Source organism: Rhizobium sp. 01N48 (assembly GCF_056399145.1).
This window is the reverse complement of record NZ_JBFTQT010000017.1, coordinates 16,819-33,888: the sequence shown is the minus strand read 5'-3', so window position 1 is coordinate 33,888 and position 17,070 is coordinate 16,819. Positions and strand designations below refer to the sequence as shown.

Sequence of the window (17,070 nt, the reverse complement as noted above, 5' to 3'; positions counted from 1 at the left end):
GGAGAATGGTTCGAGAACCGAAGGACACCTTTGTCCTGCGGAAAAAAAGACTTTGCCGATCGGCGCCAACGCCGGTCAAAACACAACCAGAACCCAAGGAAACGCCGCCAACGCTGGTGTTTTATCCCTTGTATTCTTTCATTGGAGATACTCATGGATAACACCCACGCACATCACCACGGCCACAGCGACCACCATCATCATCCGGCGGATGACGTCGTGGTCCGCGACCCCGTCTGCGGCATGACGGTCGATCCCGCTGCCGGCAAGCCGTCGTTCGAGCATGAAGGGCGGCGCTATTTATTCTGCTGCGAGGGCTGCCGCACCAAATTCGAAGCTGCGCCGCAGGATTATCTGACAGCAAGGGACCCGGTCTGCGGCATGAGCGTCGACCGTGCGACCGCGAAGCACTTCCTGCGGCATGAGGGCGAGAAGCACTATTTCTGCTCGGCCGGCTGCAGGACGAAGTTCGAAGCGGCGCCGGCGGATTATCGCAATGGCAGAAAGCCGCAGCCGAAACCTGCTCCGAAGGATACGCAATATACCTGCCCGATGCATCCCGAGGTGATCAGCGATCATCCCGGCGATTGCCCCAAATGCGGCATGGCGCTTGAACCAATGGGCATCCCGCCCATGGATGAAGGCCCCAATCCCGAGCTGATCGATTTCACCCGCCGTCTCTGGATCAGCGGCATTCTCTCGGTTCCGCTGCTTGTCATAACGATGGGGCCGATGATCGGCCTTCCTGTGCGCGATTGGCTCGGCGAGCCGCTTGCGACCTGGGCCGAACTTGTTCTAGCCACGCCCGTGGTGCTCTGGGCAGCACTCCCGTTCTTCCGCCGCGCCTGGGCGTCGCTCGTCAATCGCAGCCCGAATATGTGGACGCTGATTGGCCTCGGTGTCGGGACGGCTTACATCTATAGTCTGGCCGCCACGCTGGCGCCGGGCACCTTTCCGCGTACGTTCCGTGGACATGGCGGCGCCGTGCCCGTTTATTTCGAGGCGGCGGCCGTTATCGTGGCCCTGGTTTTCGTCGGGCAGGTGCTTGAGTTGAAGGCACGCGAGCGGACCGGCTCGGCTATTCGCGCACTGCTCGATCTCGCGCCGAAGACCGCGCGGCGTATTGGCCGCGATGGCAGCGAGGCCGATGTGCCGGTCGACGATATCGTTGTTGGAGATCGCCTGCGCGTTCGGCCGGGCGAGCGGGTTCCTGTCGATGGCACGGTCAGCGAGGGGCAATCGACGATCGACGAATCCATGCTGACAGGCGAACCGATGCCCGTCGAAAAGAGTGTTGGCGATACGCTGACGGGCGGTACCATCAACAAGAACGGCATGCTGGTGATGACGGCCGAAAAGGTCGGTGCGGAGACAACGCTGTCGCGCATCGTTGACATGGTCGCCACGGCACAGCGCTCGCGCGCGCCGATCCAGGGCGCCGTCGATCGCGTCTCTGCTTTCTTCGTCCCGGCCGTTGTCGCCGCCGCGATCGCCGCTTTCGCGATCTGGGCTCTCGTCGGTCCCGAGCCGCGCATGGTTCACGCGCTGCTCGCCGCCGTCTCCGTCCTAATCATCGCCTGCCCCTGCGCGCTGGGTCTTGCCACACCAATGTCGATCATGATCGGCACCGGTCGCGGCGCCCATGAGGGCGTGCTGATCAAGGATGCGGAAGCGCTGGAACGTTTTTCGACGGTCGATACGCTGATCGTCGACAAGACGGGCACGCTCACCGAAGGAAAGCCCCGGCTGACAAATGTTGTGGCACTCGGTGACGTGGCAGAAGACCAACTGCTGCAACTCGCCGCCAGCCTGGAGCGAGGATCGGAGCATCCGCTGGCGGCCGCTATCGTGTCGGGCGCGGAAGAGCGCGGGATCGCCTTGGCCGATATCACGGGCTTTGAGGCGGCAACGGGCAAAGGCGTGCGCGGGAATATCGGCGAGGCGGCCGTGGCGCTTGGCAACGCAGCGATGATGGCCGATCTCGGCATCGACGTCGCCGCCCATGGGGAGCAGCTGCAATCGTTGCGGGACGAAGGCAAGACCGTGATGTTCGTCGTCGTCGACCAGCGCCTCGCCGGGCTGGTGGCTGTCGCCGACCGTATCAAGCCGACAACAGCCGCCGCGATCAAGGCGCTGCATGCGAGCGGCCTCAAGATTATCATGGCGACTGGCGACAATGAGCGCACGGCGCGCTCGGTCGCCAGAAGCCTGGGGATCGACGATGTGCGCGCCGACATCCTGCCCGAGGGCAAGAAGGCGCTGATCGACGAGCTGCATGCCATGGGGGCGGTGGTCGCCATGGCCGGCGACGGCGTTAACGATGCACCGGCGCTGGCCGCGGCCGATGTCGGCATCGCCATGGGCACGGGGGCCGATGTCGCGATGGAGAGCGCCGGCATCACCCTGGTCAAGGGCGATCTCAACGGCGTTGTCAGGGCGCGGCGTCTGGCCGAGGCGACGATGCACAATATTCGCCAGAACCTCGGCTTCGCCTTCGGCTACAACGCGCTCGGCGTGCCGCTCGCCGCCGGCGTTCTCTATCCCGTCTTCGGTCTGTTGCTTTCGCCGATGATTGCGGCGGCGGCGATGAGCCTGTCATCCGTTTCGGTCATCGGCAATGCGCTGCGGCTGCACGCCGCCAAGCTTTAGGAGGCTGCGATGAATATCGGTGAAGCATCGGCACGGTCCGGCCTGCCATCGAAGACGATAAGATATTACGAGGATATCGGCCTCATCCGCCCCGATAGAAACGACAACGGCTACCGCGACTACGCGGTTGCCGATGTTCACAAACTGCGCTTTTTGAAGAAGTCGCGAGGGCTCGGTTTTTCAGTCGAGGAGTGCCGGCAGCTGCTGGCGCTTTACGAGGACAAGAGCCGGGCCAGCGCCGATGTTAAGGAGTTGACCCAGGCCAAGCTCACCGAGATCGACCGCAAGATCCGCGAGCTCAGCGAACTCCGGCACACGCTTGAGCACCTGGTCCACGCCTGTCACGGCAATGACCGACCGGACTGTCCCATCCTCGAGGAATTGTCGGACGAGCAGCATGCCTGACAATTTGCGTGCATTTGTGGCATCTCCGAGCGATGCTTAAAGTATTGATTTTAATTTGATATTCTTCATGAGTTCGGCCGTTTCGGTCGCTGGACGATGAAAAAGCAGAAAAAATCGCGGCCGCGGGGAATAAAACAACGCGCGGCTTCGTATATTCAATTATGGAACGGAAAGAACGCCCATTCGATGTCATCGATCAGCTCGCAGCGCTTCGGCGCTACGCGCGCTCCCTGGTGCGCAACTCGGATGACGCCGAAGATCTGGTCCATGATGCCCTGGTCCGGGCATACGAGAAGAAGCAGAGCTTCCGCAGTGGCGGTAACTTGCGTACGTGGTTGCTCTCGATTGTGCATAACGCTCACATCGACCGCGTCCGACAGGGGCGATCGCTGACACGACGGCACGATGAGGCCGCCGTAGAGGCCGAGCAGTCCTTGCCAGCCGCGCAGGAACATGCCGTGCGTCTGCAGCAGGTGCGCAATGCTTTCTTCCGTTTGCCGGAAGAGCAGCGCGAGGCCCTCCATCTCGTGGCGATTGAAGACCTCTCCTATCAGGAAGCTGCTGCAGCGCTCGGCGTTCCGATTGGTACATTGATGTCGCGCATTTCGCGCGCCCGCGCCCACCTGCGCGAAATCGAGGAAGCGACACCGCGCGCACCACATTTGAGGTTGATCGAAGGAGGCGGAAATGAAAGCAGTTGATCCCATTATCGACGCCGATCTCGATGCCTATGTCGATGGCGAACTCGATGTGACCCGCCGCATCCAGGTGGAATCCTATCTTTCCGAGAATCCCGAAACGGCCGCAAAGGTCATGGCCGATCTGAGTATGCGCGGCGAACTGCGCCTGGCGCTCGCTCATGAAGGCGCCTCGGGCCGGGCGGAAACGCGCGATCTTGCGCGCCGTCTCGAGCGCGGACTTGCTTACGGTCGTATCTTCCACGCCATGCAGCGCGTTGCTGCCGTCGGCGTCATGGTGGCGGCCGGCTGGGTAGCGCACACCTCGTTCGGTGCCTTTACCGCAACTGAAGTGGCTGCATCCGTCCCGGCGCCCGCCTATGTCGAGGACGCCGTTCAGGCCTACAAGACAGCCCTGGTGCGCCAGTCCGTCTCGTCGCAGCCGGCGGAAGGCTATAAGCCGGATGAAATTCGCGCTGCAACCGGCATCGTCATGCCGCAGCTTCCGGGTGGCTGGACGATCTCGGACGTACAGATATTCCCGTCCGAGTTCGGCCCGAGCGTCGAAATGTCGATCACCTCCGACAAGAAGCAGCTGTCGCTGTTTGCCGTTCGTCCGGGCGTTTTCTCCGTTCAGTCGGTCAACCATATCGCGCTCGATGGCGCCGAGGCAGCCTATTGGCAGATCGGTGACGTCGCCTATGCGCTGGTGACCGCGGATCGCTCCATCTCACTGGATCAGGCAGCCGATGGGCTTGCCCGTACCCTTTACTAGTTCACTCGAGGAGATCTCAATGAACCCAATCAATCAGCAGCGTTACGGTGCGGCCGTTGGCTCGCAGGCCATGTTCGACGAGGGTCTTCGCCAGCACATGCTGCGCGTCTACAACTACATGGGCATCGGTCTTGTCATCACTGGCATCGTCGCGTTCATCGTTGGCTCGACGCCGGCGCTTTATGTGCCGATCTTCCAGTCGCCGCTCAAGTGGGTGGTCATGCTGGCGCCGCTCGCCTTCGTCTTCTTCTTCTCGTTCAAGATCCAGACGATGTCGGCAAGCGCCGCGCAGATGACTTTCTGGGCCTTTTGTGCCGTCATGGGCCTGTCGATGGCTTCGGTGTTCCTGGTCTTCACCGGCACCAGCATCGCACGCACCTTCTTCATCGCCGCCACGATGTTCGGCTCGACCAGCCTCTATGGCTATGTGACCAAGCGTGACCTGTCCCGCATGGGCTCGTTCCTGATGATGGGTCTGATCGGCGTGGTGATCGCCAGCGTGGTCAACATCTTCCTTGGATCGAGCGCTCTGCAGTTTGCGATCTCGGTCATCGGTATCGTTGTCTTCGTCGGCCTGACCGCCTACGACACGCAGAACATCAAGGAGCAGTATTCGGAGAATTACGATCAGGAATCGAACCAGAAGCTTGCCGTCTTCGGCGCTCTGTCTCTCTACCTGAACTTCGTGAACATCTTCCAGTTGCTGCTCAACTTCACGGGCGAGCGCGAATAGTCGAGTTATGGCGCTTCTGGGGGCAAAGGAAGCGCCAGAACGCCCGATCCGCACTCTGTGACAGGATCGTGGATTGGGTGTTCACCATAGGGAAGCGGCCGGGCGCAAGTCCGGCCGCTTTTCTGTTTTGCGCACGTGTGCTGTTGGGCACATCGGCGGGCGTTGCCGCCTGTTGGACTTGGCCATTTGATCCATGCCCTTGCAGCGCCGAACCATGTGCGTCAAAAGCAGGGAGAATTGATCGGGAGAGCCGGCGTGCGCCACATTTATGTCATCGGTATCGGAACGGGAAATCCCGAACACGTCACCATCCAGGCCATCGGCAAGATGAACGCCGCCGACATGATCTTCCTGCCGACGAAAGGCGAGGAGAAGGAGAAGCTTGCTTCCGTTCGCCGCGAGATTTGCGAGCGCTTCGTCGCCAATCCGAAGACCCGGATTGTCGAGTTCGCGATTCCGCACCGCAAGACGGCAGACCGCAGCTATGTCGAAAGCGTCGATGACTGGCATGCGGCACTGGCGCAGATTTTTGTGCGGCTGATCAACGATCTCCCCGACGGCGGCGCTGGCGCCTTTCTCGTCTGGGGCGATCCGAGCCTTTATGATAGCGTGATCCGCATTATCGAGCGGGCAAGGGAACTCGGCACCGTTGATTTCGACTTCAGCGTCATCCCGGGGATCACCAGCATCCAGGCGCTGGCGGCAAGCCACCGCATTCCGATTAACATGGTAGGAAAGCCGGTCGAGATCACGACGGGGCGCCGGCTTGTCGAGCATGGGAACCGGGCGAATAGCACCGTGGTCATGCTAGATGGAGAGCAGGCCTTCTCCAAGATCGAGGATCCGGATGCCGAGATCTTCTGGGGCGCCTATCTCGGTACGGACGATGAGATCGTGCGTTCGGGACGGCTCGGCGATGTCGCCGCGGATATCGTGAAGTTGCGCGCCGAAGCGCGGGCGCGACACGGGTGGATCATGGATATCTACCTGCTGCGCAAGGGTCGCGATTTCGACGATCTGTGACACTGGCAATGGCTTTGCCCCGTGCGTCGCGATCATGCAGGCGCCGGGCGGAAGGAAATGACGAGATGGCACTCGACGAGCGCATCAAGACGGACATTGCAGGCGAAGCCGCGCAAGCCTATGCGCGGCGCGGTGCCTGTCCGACTCTCGCGCGGCCGATGCCGACGGGCGATGGCCTGCTCGCTCGCCTGCGTCCGCAGGGTGGCGTCCTGACGGTTCATCAGTGCGCGCAACTGGCACAAGCCGCCTTGCTGCATGGTAACGGTTTGCTCGAGATCACGGCGCGGGGCAGCCTCCAGATCAGAGGACTTCGGCCGGAGACGGTCGAGCCGTTCGCCGAAGCGGTGGATGCGGCCGGCATCATCGTGTCGCCCAATCCCGTGATCGAGTTGCCGCCGCTGAATGGTGCTGAATTCGGTGACGTCGCGGATGCTGCCGCGATGGAATTGCTGCTGCGGGATCGGCTCGCCGAATATCTGCAGTCGCCGGGGCTTGCGCCGAAGCTGTCGATCATCGTCGATGGCGGTGGGCGCTTTGATTTGGCTGATGTCACGGCGGATGTCAGGCTGTTGGCCCTTTCGGCGGAAGAGTGGCTGGTCGCCATTGCTGGGTATGGTGCCAGCGCTCGTCCGGCTGCCGTCGGCACTGCCGATGAAGCGATCGAGGCGGTCGGTGATGTCCTCAAGCTGCTGCTTTCGATCGGCTGGCAGAAACGTTGCCGCGATATCGATCCGGAGCGATTGGTATCTGTCTTCCCGGATATGCACGCCATTTCGCGCCATCCGCGCGCGGGCGAGACGCCATCGATTGGCATCCCTGCAATGGAAAACTGTACGGCGGTGATCGGTCTCAAGCCGCGTTTCGGGCAAATACACGCGAACGACCTTCTGGCGTTTCTGACGTTCGTCGAAAGCCATGATGTGACGAACATCCGACCGGCGCCCGATCGCGGCCTTTTCATAACAGGCTTGAACAAAGAGAGCGCGGCGGCAGTGCGGCTATCGGCGAAGCGCTTCGGTCTATCCGCCGATAGCGACGATCTCTCATCGCGCATCGCCACTTGTGCCGGTGCAGGCGCTTGCGCGTCGAGCTTCTACGCCACCAAGGCATTAGCGGAGACGCTGATCGAGCGGTGTCCGGAGGCGTTGGATGGCTCGCTCGACCTGCATTTGTCCGGCTGCGCCAAGGGCTGCGCCCACCCACGCCGTGCTCTGACCATCTCGGGAGCCGCAGACGGCTACCATCTTGTCCTCGATGGCCTAGCGTCGGATGCGCCTGATGCACAGATTGCTGGTAGTGACATCAATTCCGCTATAGAGAGGCTTTCCCGTCTCATCAAAAGTGAAAGACAAGCTGGCGAATCTGCTAGGACCTGTCTCGACAGGGTGGGGACGGCCACGATTACGCGAGCACTGCGACAGGACTAGGAATGCCAGACTACGATTACATCCACAGCGGTGACGCCATCTATGAACGGTCGTTCGCGATTATCCGCAGCGAGGCCGATTTGTCGCGGTTCTCCGCCGAGGAGGCCGACGTTGCCGTGCGCATGATCCATGCCTGTGGATTGGTTGAAGCCGCCGAGCATTTCGTGTTCGCGCCGCATTTCGTCAGCGCCGCGCGCGCGGCGCTCCATGCCGGCGCGCCGATCTTCTGCGACGCCGAAATGGTGGCGCACGGCGTGACCCGCACCAGGCTTCCCGCAAAGAACGATGTCCTCTGCACCTTGCACGATCCGCGCACCGCGGAATTGGCGAAGGAAACGGGAAACACACGTTCGGCCGCCGCCCTTCATCTCTGGAAGGATCGTCTTGCCGGCAGTGTCGTTGCCATCGGCAATGCGCCGACTGCGCTCTTCCACTTGCTTGAGCTCATGCGCGATGGCGCGCCGAAGCCGGCGGCGATCATCGGCATGCCTGTCGGCTTCGTTGGTGCGGCGGAATCCAAGGATGCCTTGGCTGAGAATTCCTACGGCGTTCCCTATGCGATCGTGCGCGGACGGCTTGGTGGCAGCGCCATGACGGCAGCGGCCGTCAACGCCTTGGCGAGGCCTGGTCTATGAGCTGCGCCGGTCGTCTAATCGGCGTTGGCACTGGTCCCGGCGATCCGGAACTGCTCACCGTCAAGGCCGTCAAGGCAATCGAAGCGGCCGATGTGATTGCCTATTTCGCCAAGCGCGGCAGAAGCGGAAACGGCAGGGCGATCGTCGAGCACCTGATCGGGCAGGACGCGGTTATGCTGCCGCTCTACTATCCGGTGACCACCGAGATCGAAAAGAACGAAGCCGAATACCGGCGACAGATCACCGATTTCTACGAGGAGTCGGCGGCGGCTGTCGCCGCGCATCTCGACGCCGGCCGAACCGTGGCCGTCCTCAGCGAGGGCGATCCGCTGTTTTATGGCTCCTACATGCACCTGCATGTACGCCTCGCCAACCGCTATCCTACCGAGGTCATCCCCGGCATCAGTGCGATGTCCGGCTGTTGGTCTCTCGCCGGCATCCCGATCGTGCAGGGCGACGACGTATTGTCGGTTCTGCCCGGGACGATGGCCGAGCAGGAGCTCGAGCGCCGTCTATCCGATACGCAAGCCGCGGTAATCATGAAGGTGGGGCGCAACCTACCGAAGATCCGCCGCGCGCTGCAGGCATCGGGAAGGCTTGCCGAAGCGGTCTACGTCGAGCGCGGCACCATGGCCAACGCGGCGATAATCAAGCTCGCCGACCGGCCGGAAGGCGATGCGCCTTACTTTTCGCTGGTCCTCGTTCCCGGATGGGAGAGCAACCGATGAGCGGGCAGCTTTTCGTTATTGGCACCGGTCCGGGGAATCCAGATCAAATGACGCCGGAGGCGCATGCAGCCGTTTCGAAGGCCACGGTCTTTTTCGGCTACGGCCCCTATCTCGATCGCCTGAATTTGCGGGCCGACCAGACGCGTCAAGCCTCGGACAATCGCGAGGAACTGGATCGCGCGAGCGCCGCGTTGCGGGCCGCGTCCGAGGGCGCGGTCGTCTGCGTTGTCTCTGGTGGCGATCCTGGCGTATTCGCCATGGCGGCTGCGGTCTGCGAGGCGGTCGACAATGGTCCAGACGCGTGGCGGGATGTCGATCTCGTTATCCTCCCGGGTATCACCGCTATGCTGGCAGTCGCCGCCCGTGTCGGCGCCCCGCTTGGCCATGATTTTTGCGCGATCTCGCTCTCCGATAATCTGAAGCCCTGGGCGACGATCGAAAAGCGTCTGACCGCAGCAGCCGAAGGCGGCTTTGTGATCGCGCTTTATAATCCGATCAGCAAGGCGCGCCCCTGGCAGCTCGGCAAGGCGTTCGAATTGCTGCGCGAAAAGCTGCCCCGCTCGACACCAGTTATCTTCGGCCGCGCCGCTGGACGGCCCGATGAGCGTATTTCCGTTCAGCCGCTCGATGTCGCGGATGCCGCGACGGCCGATATGGCGACATGCGTGATCATTGGGTCGGCGGAGACGAAGATCATCGAACGCAAGGGCCGGGCTGATCTCATCTATACCCCTCGCTTCAGCCCGGGGGCAGCAGGTGATTGATCATCGCCAAGGCCTCGTCGACAGTGGCGACCGTGGAGATGGCGGGCGCTTCTGCGCGGCCGATCATGATCACCTCGATACCGAGCGCGCGCGCCGCGGCGATCTTGGCATAGGTGGCCGAGCCGCCGCTGTTCTTGGTGATGACGACATCGATGCGGTGCTCCCGCAGCAGCGCGACCTCGCGTTCGACATCGAAGGGTCCGCGATCGAGAAGATAATGTGCATGGGGAAGCTGGGGTTGCAGATCGACCGGGTCGACGCTTCGGATAAGATAGTGGTGCTGCGGGGCGGCATCCGCCCTATGCGCTTCCTGACGACCGATGGCGAGAAACGCGCGGCGCGGCGCACTGCCGATTTGCGCGATCGCGTCCTGGACACTCGCGGCATGCCGCCAGCGGTCGCCCGCCTCGGCCTGCCAGGGCGCGCGACGAAGGCAGAAGGCTGGAAGACCGCTTATTGCGGCAGCTTCCGCGGCGTTTTGCGAGATGCGCGCGGCAAAGGGATGCGTGGCATCGATCAGCAGGTCGAATTTTTCGTCACGCAGAAAGCTCGCGAGCCCCTCCGCGCCGCCAAATCCGCCGACGCGGGTGGGCAGGGACTGCGGAGCGGGTTTTTCGGTCCTGCCAGCGAGAGACAGCAGGGCATCGTAGCGCGGTTGAGCGGCAAAAGCCTTGGCGAGCGCGCTTGCCTCGGTCGTGCCGCCAAGCATCAGAATGCGGATTTTGCTCATGGCTGATATGTCTTGCGCTCCCGGCCAACCTTGGCTGACTATTATCGGCATCGGCGAGGATGGTCCAGCAGGGCTCGGCGATGAAGCCAAGCGGCTGATCGCCGCTGCCTCCGTCGTCTTCGGCGGCGCTCGCCATCATGCGCTGATGGCCGGTCTCATTCAGGGCGAATGCCTTGCGTGGGAAAGCCCGTTCGAGCGTTCGGTGGCTGCGATCACCGCGCGACGTGGCTCGCCTGTCGTCGTGCTCGCCTCGGGTGATCCGTTTCTCTATGGTGTCGGCGCCACACTGTCGCGGAGCGTTGATGCCACGGAGATGCGCACGATACCAGCGCCGTCATCCTTCAGCCTTGCTGCTTCGCGGTTGGGTTGGCCATTGCAGGAAGTTTCTAGCGTTTCGCTGCATGGGCGTTCGCTCGATCTCATACGTCCTCATCTGCATCACGGCCGGCGCATCATCGCGCTGACCTCGGATCAGGAGACGCCGACGCAGCTCGCGGCTTTGCTCCGGGCCCTTGGTTTTGGCCGGTCGCGGCTGCATGTGCTGGAAGCGCTTGGCGGCGCGCGTGAACGCGTCAGGACCTGCCAAGCCGATGCATTTGACCTTAAGGACATCGATCCGCTGAACGTCTGCGCCATCGATATCGTGGCCGGCGAGGGTGCGCGCGTGTTGGCCTTTGCGCCCGGCCTCGACGATGCGCTCTTCGAGCATGATGGCCAGATTACCAAGCGCGAGATCCGGGCATTGACGCTGTCGACGCTGGCGCCTCGCCATGGCGAACTGCTGTGGGATATCGGCGCCGGCTCCGGCTCGATCGGCATCGAGTGGATGCTGTGTGACCCGTCGCTTCGGGCCATTGCCATCGAGCAATCTAGCGAGCGGGCGCAGCGCATTGCGCGCAATGCGGCCGCCTTTGGCGTGCCGGGGCTTGCGGTCGTGCAAGGCGCAGCACCACAGGCGTTGCAGTCGCTGCCCGAACCCGACGTCGTCTTCGTCGGTGGCGGGGGAAGCGAGGATGGGGTAATGGAGGAGGCGATCGCGACGCTGAAAAGCGGCGGCCGACTGGTCGCCAATGCCGTGACGCTCGAGATGGATGCGAAATTGCTGGCTTTGCGCGCCAGCCTAGGCGGGTCGTTGACCCGCATCGATATTTCCCGCGCCGGTGCGATCGGCGCGATGACGGGCTGGCGCCCGGCAATGCCCGTCACGCAGTGGCACTGGGTCAAGAATTGAGGACAAGGATATGACCGTTCATTTCATCGGCGCTGGCCCGGGTGCCGCGGATCTCATCACCGTGCGCGGCCGCGACCTCATCGGAAAATGCCGCGTTTGCCTCTATGCGGGTTCGATCGTTTCGCCAGATCTTCTCGCCTATTGCCCGCCGGGAGCGCGGATCGTCGATACCGCCCCCATGTCGCTCGATGAGATTGAGGCCGAATATCTGCGTGCCGCCAATGCTGGCGAGGATGTTGCGCGCCTGCATTCGGGCGACCTCTCGGTCTGGAGTGCAGTCGCCGAACAGGTCCGCCGCCTTGAGAAGCATGGCATTGCCTACACGATGACACCAGGCGTGCCGTCCTTTGCCGCAGCGGCGGCCGCGCTCGGGCGCGAACTCACCATCCCCGAGGTCGCGCAGAGCCTGGTTCTGACCCGCGTATCGGGGAGGGCGTCGCCGATGCCTGATGGCGAGACCCTGACGCGGTTTGGCGCCACAGGCGCTACGCTTGCCATCCACCTCGCCATTCATGCTTTGGACCGGGTTGTCAGCGATCTTTCGCCGCTCTACGGGGCCGAATGCCCCGTCGCCATCGTCGTAAAGGCGAGCTGGCAGGATGAGCGGATCGTGCGCGGGACGCTCGGCGATATCGAGGCCAAGGTGGCCGCGCAGCCGATCGAGCGGACGGCGATCATCTTTGTCGGCCCATCCTTGTCATCGACCGATTTTCGCGAAAGCTCTCTTTATGATGCGACCTATCAGCGTCGCTTCAGAGGCCGACAGTAAAAAAACCGCGAGACTTAGGCGTTCGAGCCGCGCAATTGCCCGGCCGTGTGTCTGCGCGTCCGATGATCGGCGCGCGGCGAGGCGTAATGTTATCCACAGCGCCCAATATCGTCGAAGATCGCCCTGACATCCGCGCCTCAAGGGTAAACGAGGGATTAACCAATTGGATTAGCTTAGTTTCGTGATCCCGTTACAGAGGCGTTGCTACACTATTTACTAGGGATGATGTTGCTTCGTCTATGTCAGAACAGTACGGACTTTGGCACTATACCCTGAGGCGAAAACACAAACGATTATTATCGTTAAGAAACGGTATTTCTAAAGAATAAATGCCGTACGCTTCTTGGTTGAGGTTTTTGCTTCGGAGTAAAAAATAATTCCTGTTTTCATCTTTTGGCGGTACAAATTTATATACTACGCATTTTTAATCTAACGCTGACGAAATATTTTGTATTGATTGTCACTACTGATGTATGTAGGTTCTTAATAAAGTAGAAACCACACGCGATAAGTGATCCAAAACGGATAAACTACTTTACTGACTTAATACACGCCGATGTCCCCCGAGTATTGCATTTCGTTGCGAATGGTCACCTCTAACACTATTGAGTATGAGGCTAGTATGAATTACGTACCTTCGGAATTTGAAAGCGGACGCACGCCTGTCAACAGACTTCAGGCCGTTGCCGTGGCACCCAGAGCTCTCAGCGAACTGGGCGAAGTAAAGGTTATCGGCGAGGACCGGTGCTTGCTGATTATCGACGGCAGAACACTCGAGCGCGAATGCCTCGCGACGACGTTGACGCAGAACGGTCTTGGCATGAAGGCCTGCGCGGTGGGCTCGGTGGCGGAATGGCGGCGAAAGAAAGATGCAACGCAGCGCGTCAAGGCGGTCCTGCTGAACATCACCGGCCGTGCGTCGAGCGATGGCGCTCTTTATGAAGAGATCGCCAGCATCGCAACCGAACTCGCACCGGCGCCGTTGGTTATCCTTGCGGATGGCGACGATCTCAACCAGACGCTCCGGGCGATCGAGCACGGTGCTCGTGGCTTCATTCCCACCTCTGTGGGTATCGAAGTCTGTGTGGAAGCCATTGGGCTCGCCGTCGCCGGCGGCACCTTCATCGTCGCGGGCAAGACCTTCACGTCGTCGGCTCCTGTCGACAACGCGCCGCGCCAGAAAGAGCTGTCACGCATGTTCACGCTGCGCCAGGCCGAAGTCGTCCAGGCGTTGCGCAAGGGCAAGGCGAACAAAATCATCGCCTATGAACTAAATCTGCGCGAAAGCACCGTCAAAGTTCACATTCGCAACATCATGAAGAAGCTGAAGGCAACCAACCGTACTGAGGTCGCCTACAAGCTGAACGATCTGTTCCAGTCCGACTCGCGCTGGAACGCATCGGCGGACTAAGCCAGGCTAGGCGGTGCCATCCGTGCTGAGCGGATCGTTCTCGCTGATGGCGCCTGACGGGTTCCGCGATCCTTCATCACCTGTTCTTATCTCTTGGCCGTCGGGGTGTACCCGGCGGCCAAGAATTTGTCGGTAGCCCTTCTTCGAAAAGGGCTGGAACAGCTGGCCAATAAAGTTGTCGGCGACACGACCGCTGATGCCGATATCCGTTGGCGGGCGACGGTCGGGATTGAAATAGGTGCCGAACAGTTGATCCCACAAAACCAGGTTCTCGCCGTAGTTCGTATTGCCCTCTGCCAATACGCGCGAGTGATGCCAGCGATGCAGGCCCGGCGTACTGAAGACCAGGTCGAGCGGGCCCGTCCGCACGTCGATATTGCAGTGGGTGAGAAGGCCGATGAAGGCCGTCACGGCGCCAATCCATAAAAACACCGGCAGCGGCGCGCCCAGGAGATAGAGCGGAAGCTGGCTGAGTGCGATCTTGAACAGCGAGTCCATGAAATGGAACCGGCCGGTATTCACGACCCACAGTCGCTCGACACTGTGATGAAGGGCATGAAAGCGCCATAGCGATAGGATCTCGTGCGCTGCGCGGTGGGCCACGTATAGTCCGAGCTCGGCGATCGCCAATCCAAGAACCACCTGAAGAGCCAGCGGCAAGCTGCCGGGCCACACATCGGGTAAGCTCATGAACAAAGGATGGGCGACGGTCGCGACAGCCATCGGCGCGGTCGCACCCAGCGCGGCGGCCAGCTGAACGCCGCCCTTGCTCAGCAGCGTGTGCGCGACGTCATTAAATGTCTGGCCGTCCCGCTGCAACCATTCCTTTTCGAAAGGAATCACGCGCTCGAAGAGGGCGATCAAGCAGACGATCGCCAGATAGACCGCGTTGAACCACAGCAGCGGCGCTGTGCTCCGAAAGGCGAACCCGGCTCCGACCAGTCCCGCTGAAAACAGCGCTGGCCACAGTATCCATGAAAGCAGAGCATAGGGAATTGATGTGCTCTTGTCGGTCACGTGTTCTCTCCGCCAAAGTTCAATGCTGTTCATTGATACACTACGACTGTGCCTCCTATGCAATATCGCGCGTCTAGGCAACCTCGCGTGCACAGGTCGCGTGGAGCGCGCCCGTACCTTGAGCGTTTGCCGAAGAGAATACCGGTCTTTGTTCCCCGTGCAGCTTCACGGGCTTTGCCGGCGTCATTATCGCCACCGATCCTGACAACTCGCCTAGCCTTGTGCCGACAGTCATCATGGTGTTGGCTGGCTTATGCAGGGCGTGAAGCACAGTGCTTGTTCGTCCGTCAGTCGCGCCAATAGCGCCTACGATCAGATGATGGCGACCGGCTTCCTTCTCGTCATCGTTTGCAGTGTCAATGCAGCGGCCTCGTCTGGACACTTCGACTTGCTATTCATCTGGTCTGAGATCTCGACGGTCAACCTCGTTATCGGCGCGGTCGTTACTGGTTACCCCAGTTTACGCTTGTGGCGGAAGCGCTGTGCGGTTTGCTGGTCGGCGTCTAATTGCCTGATCAGTTCTCACAGAGAACCGTCACCACCCGTCGCCCTATGCGAGCCGATAGAACAGCTTCAAGAACACTTCCGGTTGATATGCTTACGGAATTCTTTATTAAAAGTAATTTCATTGTATTTGCCTGTATATCAAAAGTGATGATGCGCCAATACAAATATACCTACCCCTGATATTTGCGTTTGTGCTAGCGATATTGCCGTTGCCGCTTGCGTCAGTCTTCACTGTTTCCGTAATGAATTTTGACTATTGCATCGGTGAATTTTTGCGCTTAGCATCGTACCAAGTTAATAATAAAGTGAACGAGAGCAATATCGTCGAGTGCGGCTTCCTTAGAGTCTAAGTATTGTGTCCGGAAAAATCTTTTTCGGAGGTGTTGTTTGCGTGCTTTCCGGGGGGGGGATATGCGAAAGACAATGAGAATCGCCACCTCTCTCGATGGGGGATCAGACGAAAAACGTTATCGCTCACGCTCCGATAGCCCCTTCGTAATCGCGTCTGCCTCCGCTCACGTTACAGTTGAGCTCGCGCTGCCGCTACTCAGCAGCGGATCGGCGGATGGAGTTGCTCGTCGGCGACATTCCATTCTGAGAAAATCTCACCGATCGCGTGCTTCTTCGCGGGGTGCTGCCGCCACGCGGCGGGACGATATCCGAGCGCGCAAGCCGCTCTTCATCGCGACATGAGTGAGATGACATTTGAGGCGCACGCTGATGACAGATGAACTTAGGGAGATCATGCGCGTTGGCGCGAGACACGCAATCCCGGGTCGGAAAGCCACGATCGCATACCGGCTGCTGCCTACAGCGCCGGTTGCTTTTCGATCGATCCATCAGACGCCCGATGGGGGAAGGCGGCAGTTCTGCGTTTGTGGCATCGATAACCGAGGTCGATGACGATGGCGTGGAAGAGCGCACGCAAGCGCAGCGTTACATTTCGCAAGCGCCAACAGCGGGATGAGCCCTTCGCTTGGAGCATGCAGCCCTATCGGGAGACCGGACCGCGCGTGATGACCTGCATGGCTCTTGTCATGCCCGAAAATGGATCCGGCAGCGGCCGTGCGCATAACTGGATCGTTCTGATCAGCAACGAGATAAAATCACGTGCCTATCAACATAGTTCTGCCGAAATGCAGGCCCGGTCATTTGGTTCTGATGGCGATGACGACGATCAGTTCGAAGAGTGATGGCGCAGTGGAATGGGCCGCCTCAACCTTAGTTTCGAATAAATCTGAAGTATAAGTTTGAAGTATTAATACTAAATGAGCAATGCAGGTCGGTCCCGACACTGGGCGCGCTTACAGTGCATGAACGGCCTGCCTTTCATTGTAAGCATCGCTGTCTGGCCCGAGGTTGTAAGGCCGTTCGTGGCGTGGCTTGTCGCTAGCCAATCGTTGGCTCGATTACGCGTCCTCCCGCTCAGGGGGCATGCCACATCAGACATATACTACCAGTACGGTCGAAATTTGTTGGCGTATAAATCGCCTACTCTTGGATTGTGTTTTCGAGAGTTACTCCCACGCTAAGTAGTATGTTCGACGAAACATCGGAGAAAAACATACTCTGGCTGCGAAATACTAAAT

General features: G+C 60.5%; 16 protein-coding genes. 14 read left to right on the top strand and 2 right to left on the bottom strand.

Annotated features, from left to right (window positions below; genetic code table 11):
- Positions 1 to 153: 153 nt before the first annotated feature.
- From AC1DOG_RS23050 to AC1DOG_RS23005, 10 genes are all read left to right on the top strand, one after another.
- Complete coding sequence (locus tag AC1DOG_RS23050; protein WP_477931324.1) at positions 154 to 2,649, top strand: heavy metal translocating P-type ATPase; 2,496 nt, start codon at positions 154 to 156, stop codon at positions 2,647 to 2,649.
- A gap of 9 nt (positions 2,650 to 2,658) precedes the next feature.
- Positions 2,659 to 3,054: a Cu(I)-responsive transcriptional regulator gene (gene cueR / locus AC1DOG_RS23045; protein WP_477931322.1), complete on the top strand. Its 396-nt coding sequence runs from the start codon at positions 2,659 to 2,661 to the stop codon at positions 3,052 to 3,054.
- A 161-nt stretch (positions 3,055 to 3,215) separates the two neighbouring features.
- Positions 3,216 to 3,755 (top strand): sigma-70 family RNA polymerase sigma factor, encoded by a 540-nt coding sequence (locus AC1DOG_RS23040; RefSeq protein ID WP_477931320.1) that lies wholly within the window; start codon positions 3,216 to 3,218, stop codon positions 3,753 to 3,755.
- Positions 3,742 to 4,506, top strand: coding sequence for an anti-sigma factor family protein (locus AC1DOG_RS23035; RefSeq protein WP_477931318.1), 765 nt, complete (start codon positions 3,742 to 3,744; stop codon positions 4,504 to 4,506). Before AC1DOG_RS23040 ends, AC1DOG_RS23035 begins: the two co-directional genes overlap by 14 nt.
- A gap of 19 nt (positions 4,507 to 4,525) precedes the next feature.
- Complete coding sequence (locus tag AC1DOG_RS23030; protein WP_018896506.1) at positions 4,526 to 5,239, top strand: Bax inhibitor-1/YccA family protein; 714 nt, start codon at positions 4,526 to 4,528, stop codon at positions 5,237 to 5,239.
- 255 nt (positions 5,240 to 5,494) lie between these two features.
- A complete protein-coding gene (gene cobF, locus AC1DOG_RS23025) occupies positions 5,495 to 6,262 on the top strand; it encodes a precorrin-6A synthase (deacetylating) (RefSeq protein WP_112818934.1) in 768 nt (255 codons plus the stop codon).
- Between the two features lie 65 nt (positions 6,263 to 6,327).
- Positions 6,328 to 7,689, top strand: a complete 1,362-nt coding sequence (cobG, locus tag AC1DOG_RS23020) for a precorrin-3B synthase (protein ID WP_477931316.1) — start codon at positions 6,328 to 6,330, stop codon at positions 7,687 to 7,689.
- Between the two features lie 2 nt (positions 7,690 to 7,691).
- On the top strand, positions 7,692 to 8,324 hold the full coding sequence (locus AC1DOG_RS23015; RefSeq protein ID WP_112818761.1) for a precorrin-8X methylmutase: 633 nt from the start codon (positions 7,692 to 7,694) through the stop codon (positions 8,322 to 8,324).
- A complete protein-coding gene (locus tag AC1DOG_RS23010; RefSeq protein ID WP_112818760.1) occupies positions 8,321 to 9,052 on the top strand; it encodes a precorrin-2 C(20)-methyltransferase in 732 nt (243 codons plus the stop codon). Before AC1DOG_RS23015 ends, AC1DOG_RS23010 begins: the two co-directional genes overlap by 4 nt.
- The gene (locus AC1DOG_RS23005; RefSeq protein ID WP_113198384.1) at positions 9,049 to 9,816 is read left to right on the top strand and encodes a precorrin-3B C(17)-methyltransferase; all 768 of its coding nucleotides are present in this window, start codon (positions 9,049 to 9,051) and stop codon (positions 9,814 to 9,816) included. Before AC1DOG_RS23010 ends, AC1DOG_RS23005 begins: the two co-directional genes overlap by 4 nt.
- On the opposite strand, the gene AC1DOG_RS23000 is transcribed toward AC1DOG_RS23005, so the two are convergent.
- Positions 9,791 to 10,525, bottom strand: a complete 735-nt coding sequence (locus tag AC1DOG_RS23000; RefSeq protein WP_477931313.1) for a cobalt-precorrin-6A reductase — start codon at positions 10,523 to 10,525, stop codon at positions 9,791 to 9,793. The two genes, AC1DOG_RS23005 and AC1DOG_RS23000, sit on opposite strands and share 26 nt — an antisense overlap.
- Before the next feature lie 19 nt (positions 10,526 to 10,544).
- Between AC1DOG_RS23000 and cbiE the strand changes: the two genes are divergently transcribed.
- The 3 genes from cbiE (at position 10,545) to AC1DOG_RS22985 (ending at position 13,957) form a co-directional block, all read left to right on the top strand.
- Positions 10,545 to 11,777: a precorrin-6y C5,15-methyltransferase (decarboxylating) subunit CbiE gene (cbiE, locus tag AC1DOG_RS22995; RefSeq protein WP_477931311.1), complete on the top strand. Its 1,233-nt coding sequence runs from the start codon at positions 10,545 to 10,547 to the stop codon at positions 11,775 to 11,777.
- A gap of 10 nt (positions 11,778 to 11,787) precedes the next feature.
- Positions 11,788 to 12,546, top strand: a complete 759-nt coding sequence (gene cobM / locus AC1DOG_RS22990) for a precorrin-4 C(11)-methyltransferase (protein WP_112943565.1) — start codon at positions 11,788 to 11,790, stop codon at positions 12,544 to 12,546.
- 622 nt (positions 12,547 to 13,168) lie between these two features.
- Positions 13,169 to 13,957: a response regulator transcription factor gene (locus tag AC1DOG_RS22985; RefSeq protein ID WP_112943566.1), complete on the top strand. Its 789-nt coding sequence runs from the start codon at positions 13,169 to 13,171 to the stop codon at positions 13,955 to 13,957.
- Between the two features lie 6 nt (positions 13,958 to 13,963).
- Here AC1DOG_RS22985 and olsE read toward each other — a convergent pair whose 3' ends face one another.
- Complete coding sequence (gene olsE, locus AC1DOG_RS22980; RefSeq protein WP_113198381.1) at positions 13,964 to 14,974, bottom strand: ornithine lipid hydroxylase OlsE; 1,011 nt, start codon at positions 14,972 to 14,974, stop codon at positions 13,964 to 13,966.
- A gap of 1,412 nt (positions 14,975 to 16,386) precedes the next feature.
- Here olsE and AC1DOG_RS22975 point away from each other — a divergent pair.
- Complete coding sequence (locus AC1DOG_RS22975) at positions 16,387 to 16,674, top strand: hypothetical protein (RefSeq protein ID WP_162735405.1); 288 nt, start codon at positions 16,387 to 16,389, stop codon at positions 16,672 to 16,674.
- Positions 16,675 to 17,070: the final 396 nt, after the last annotated feature.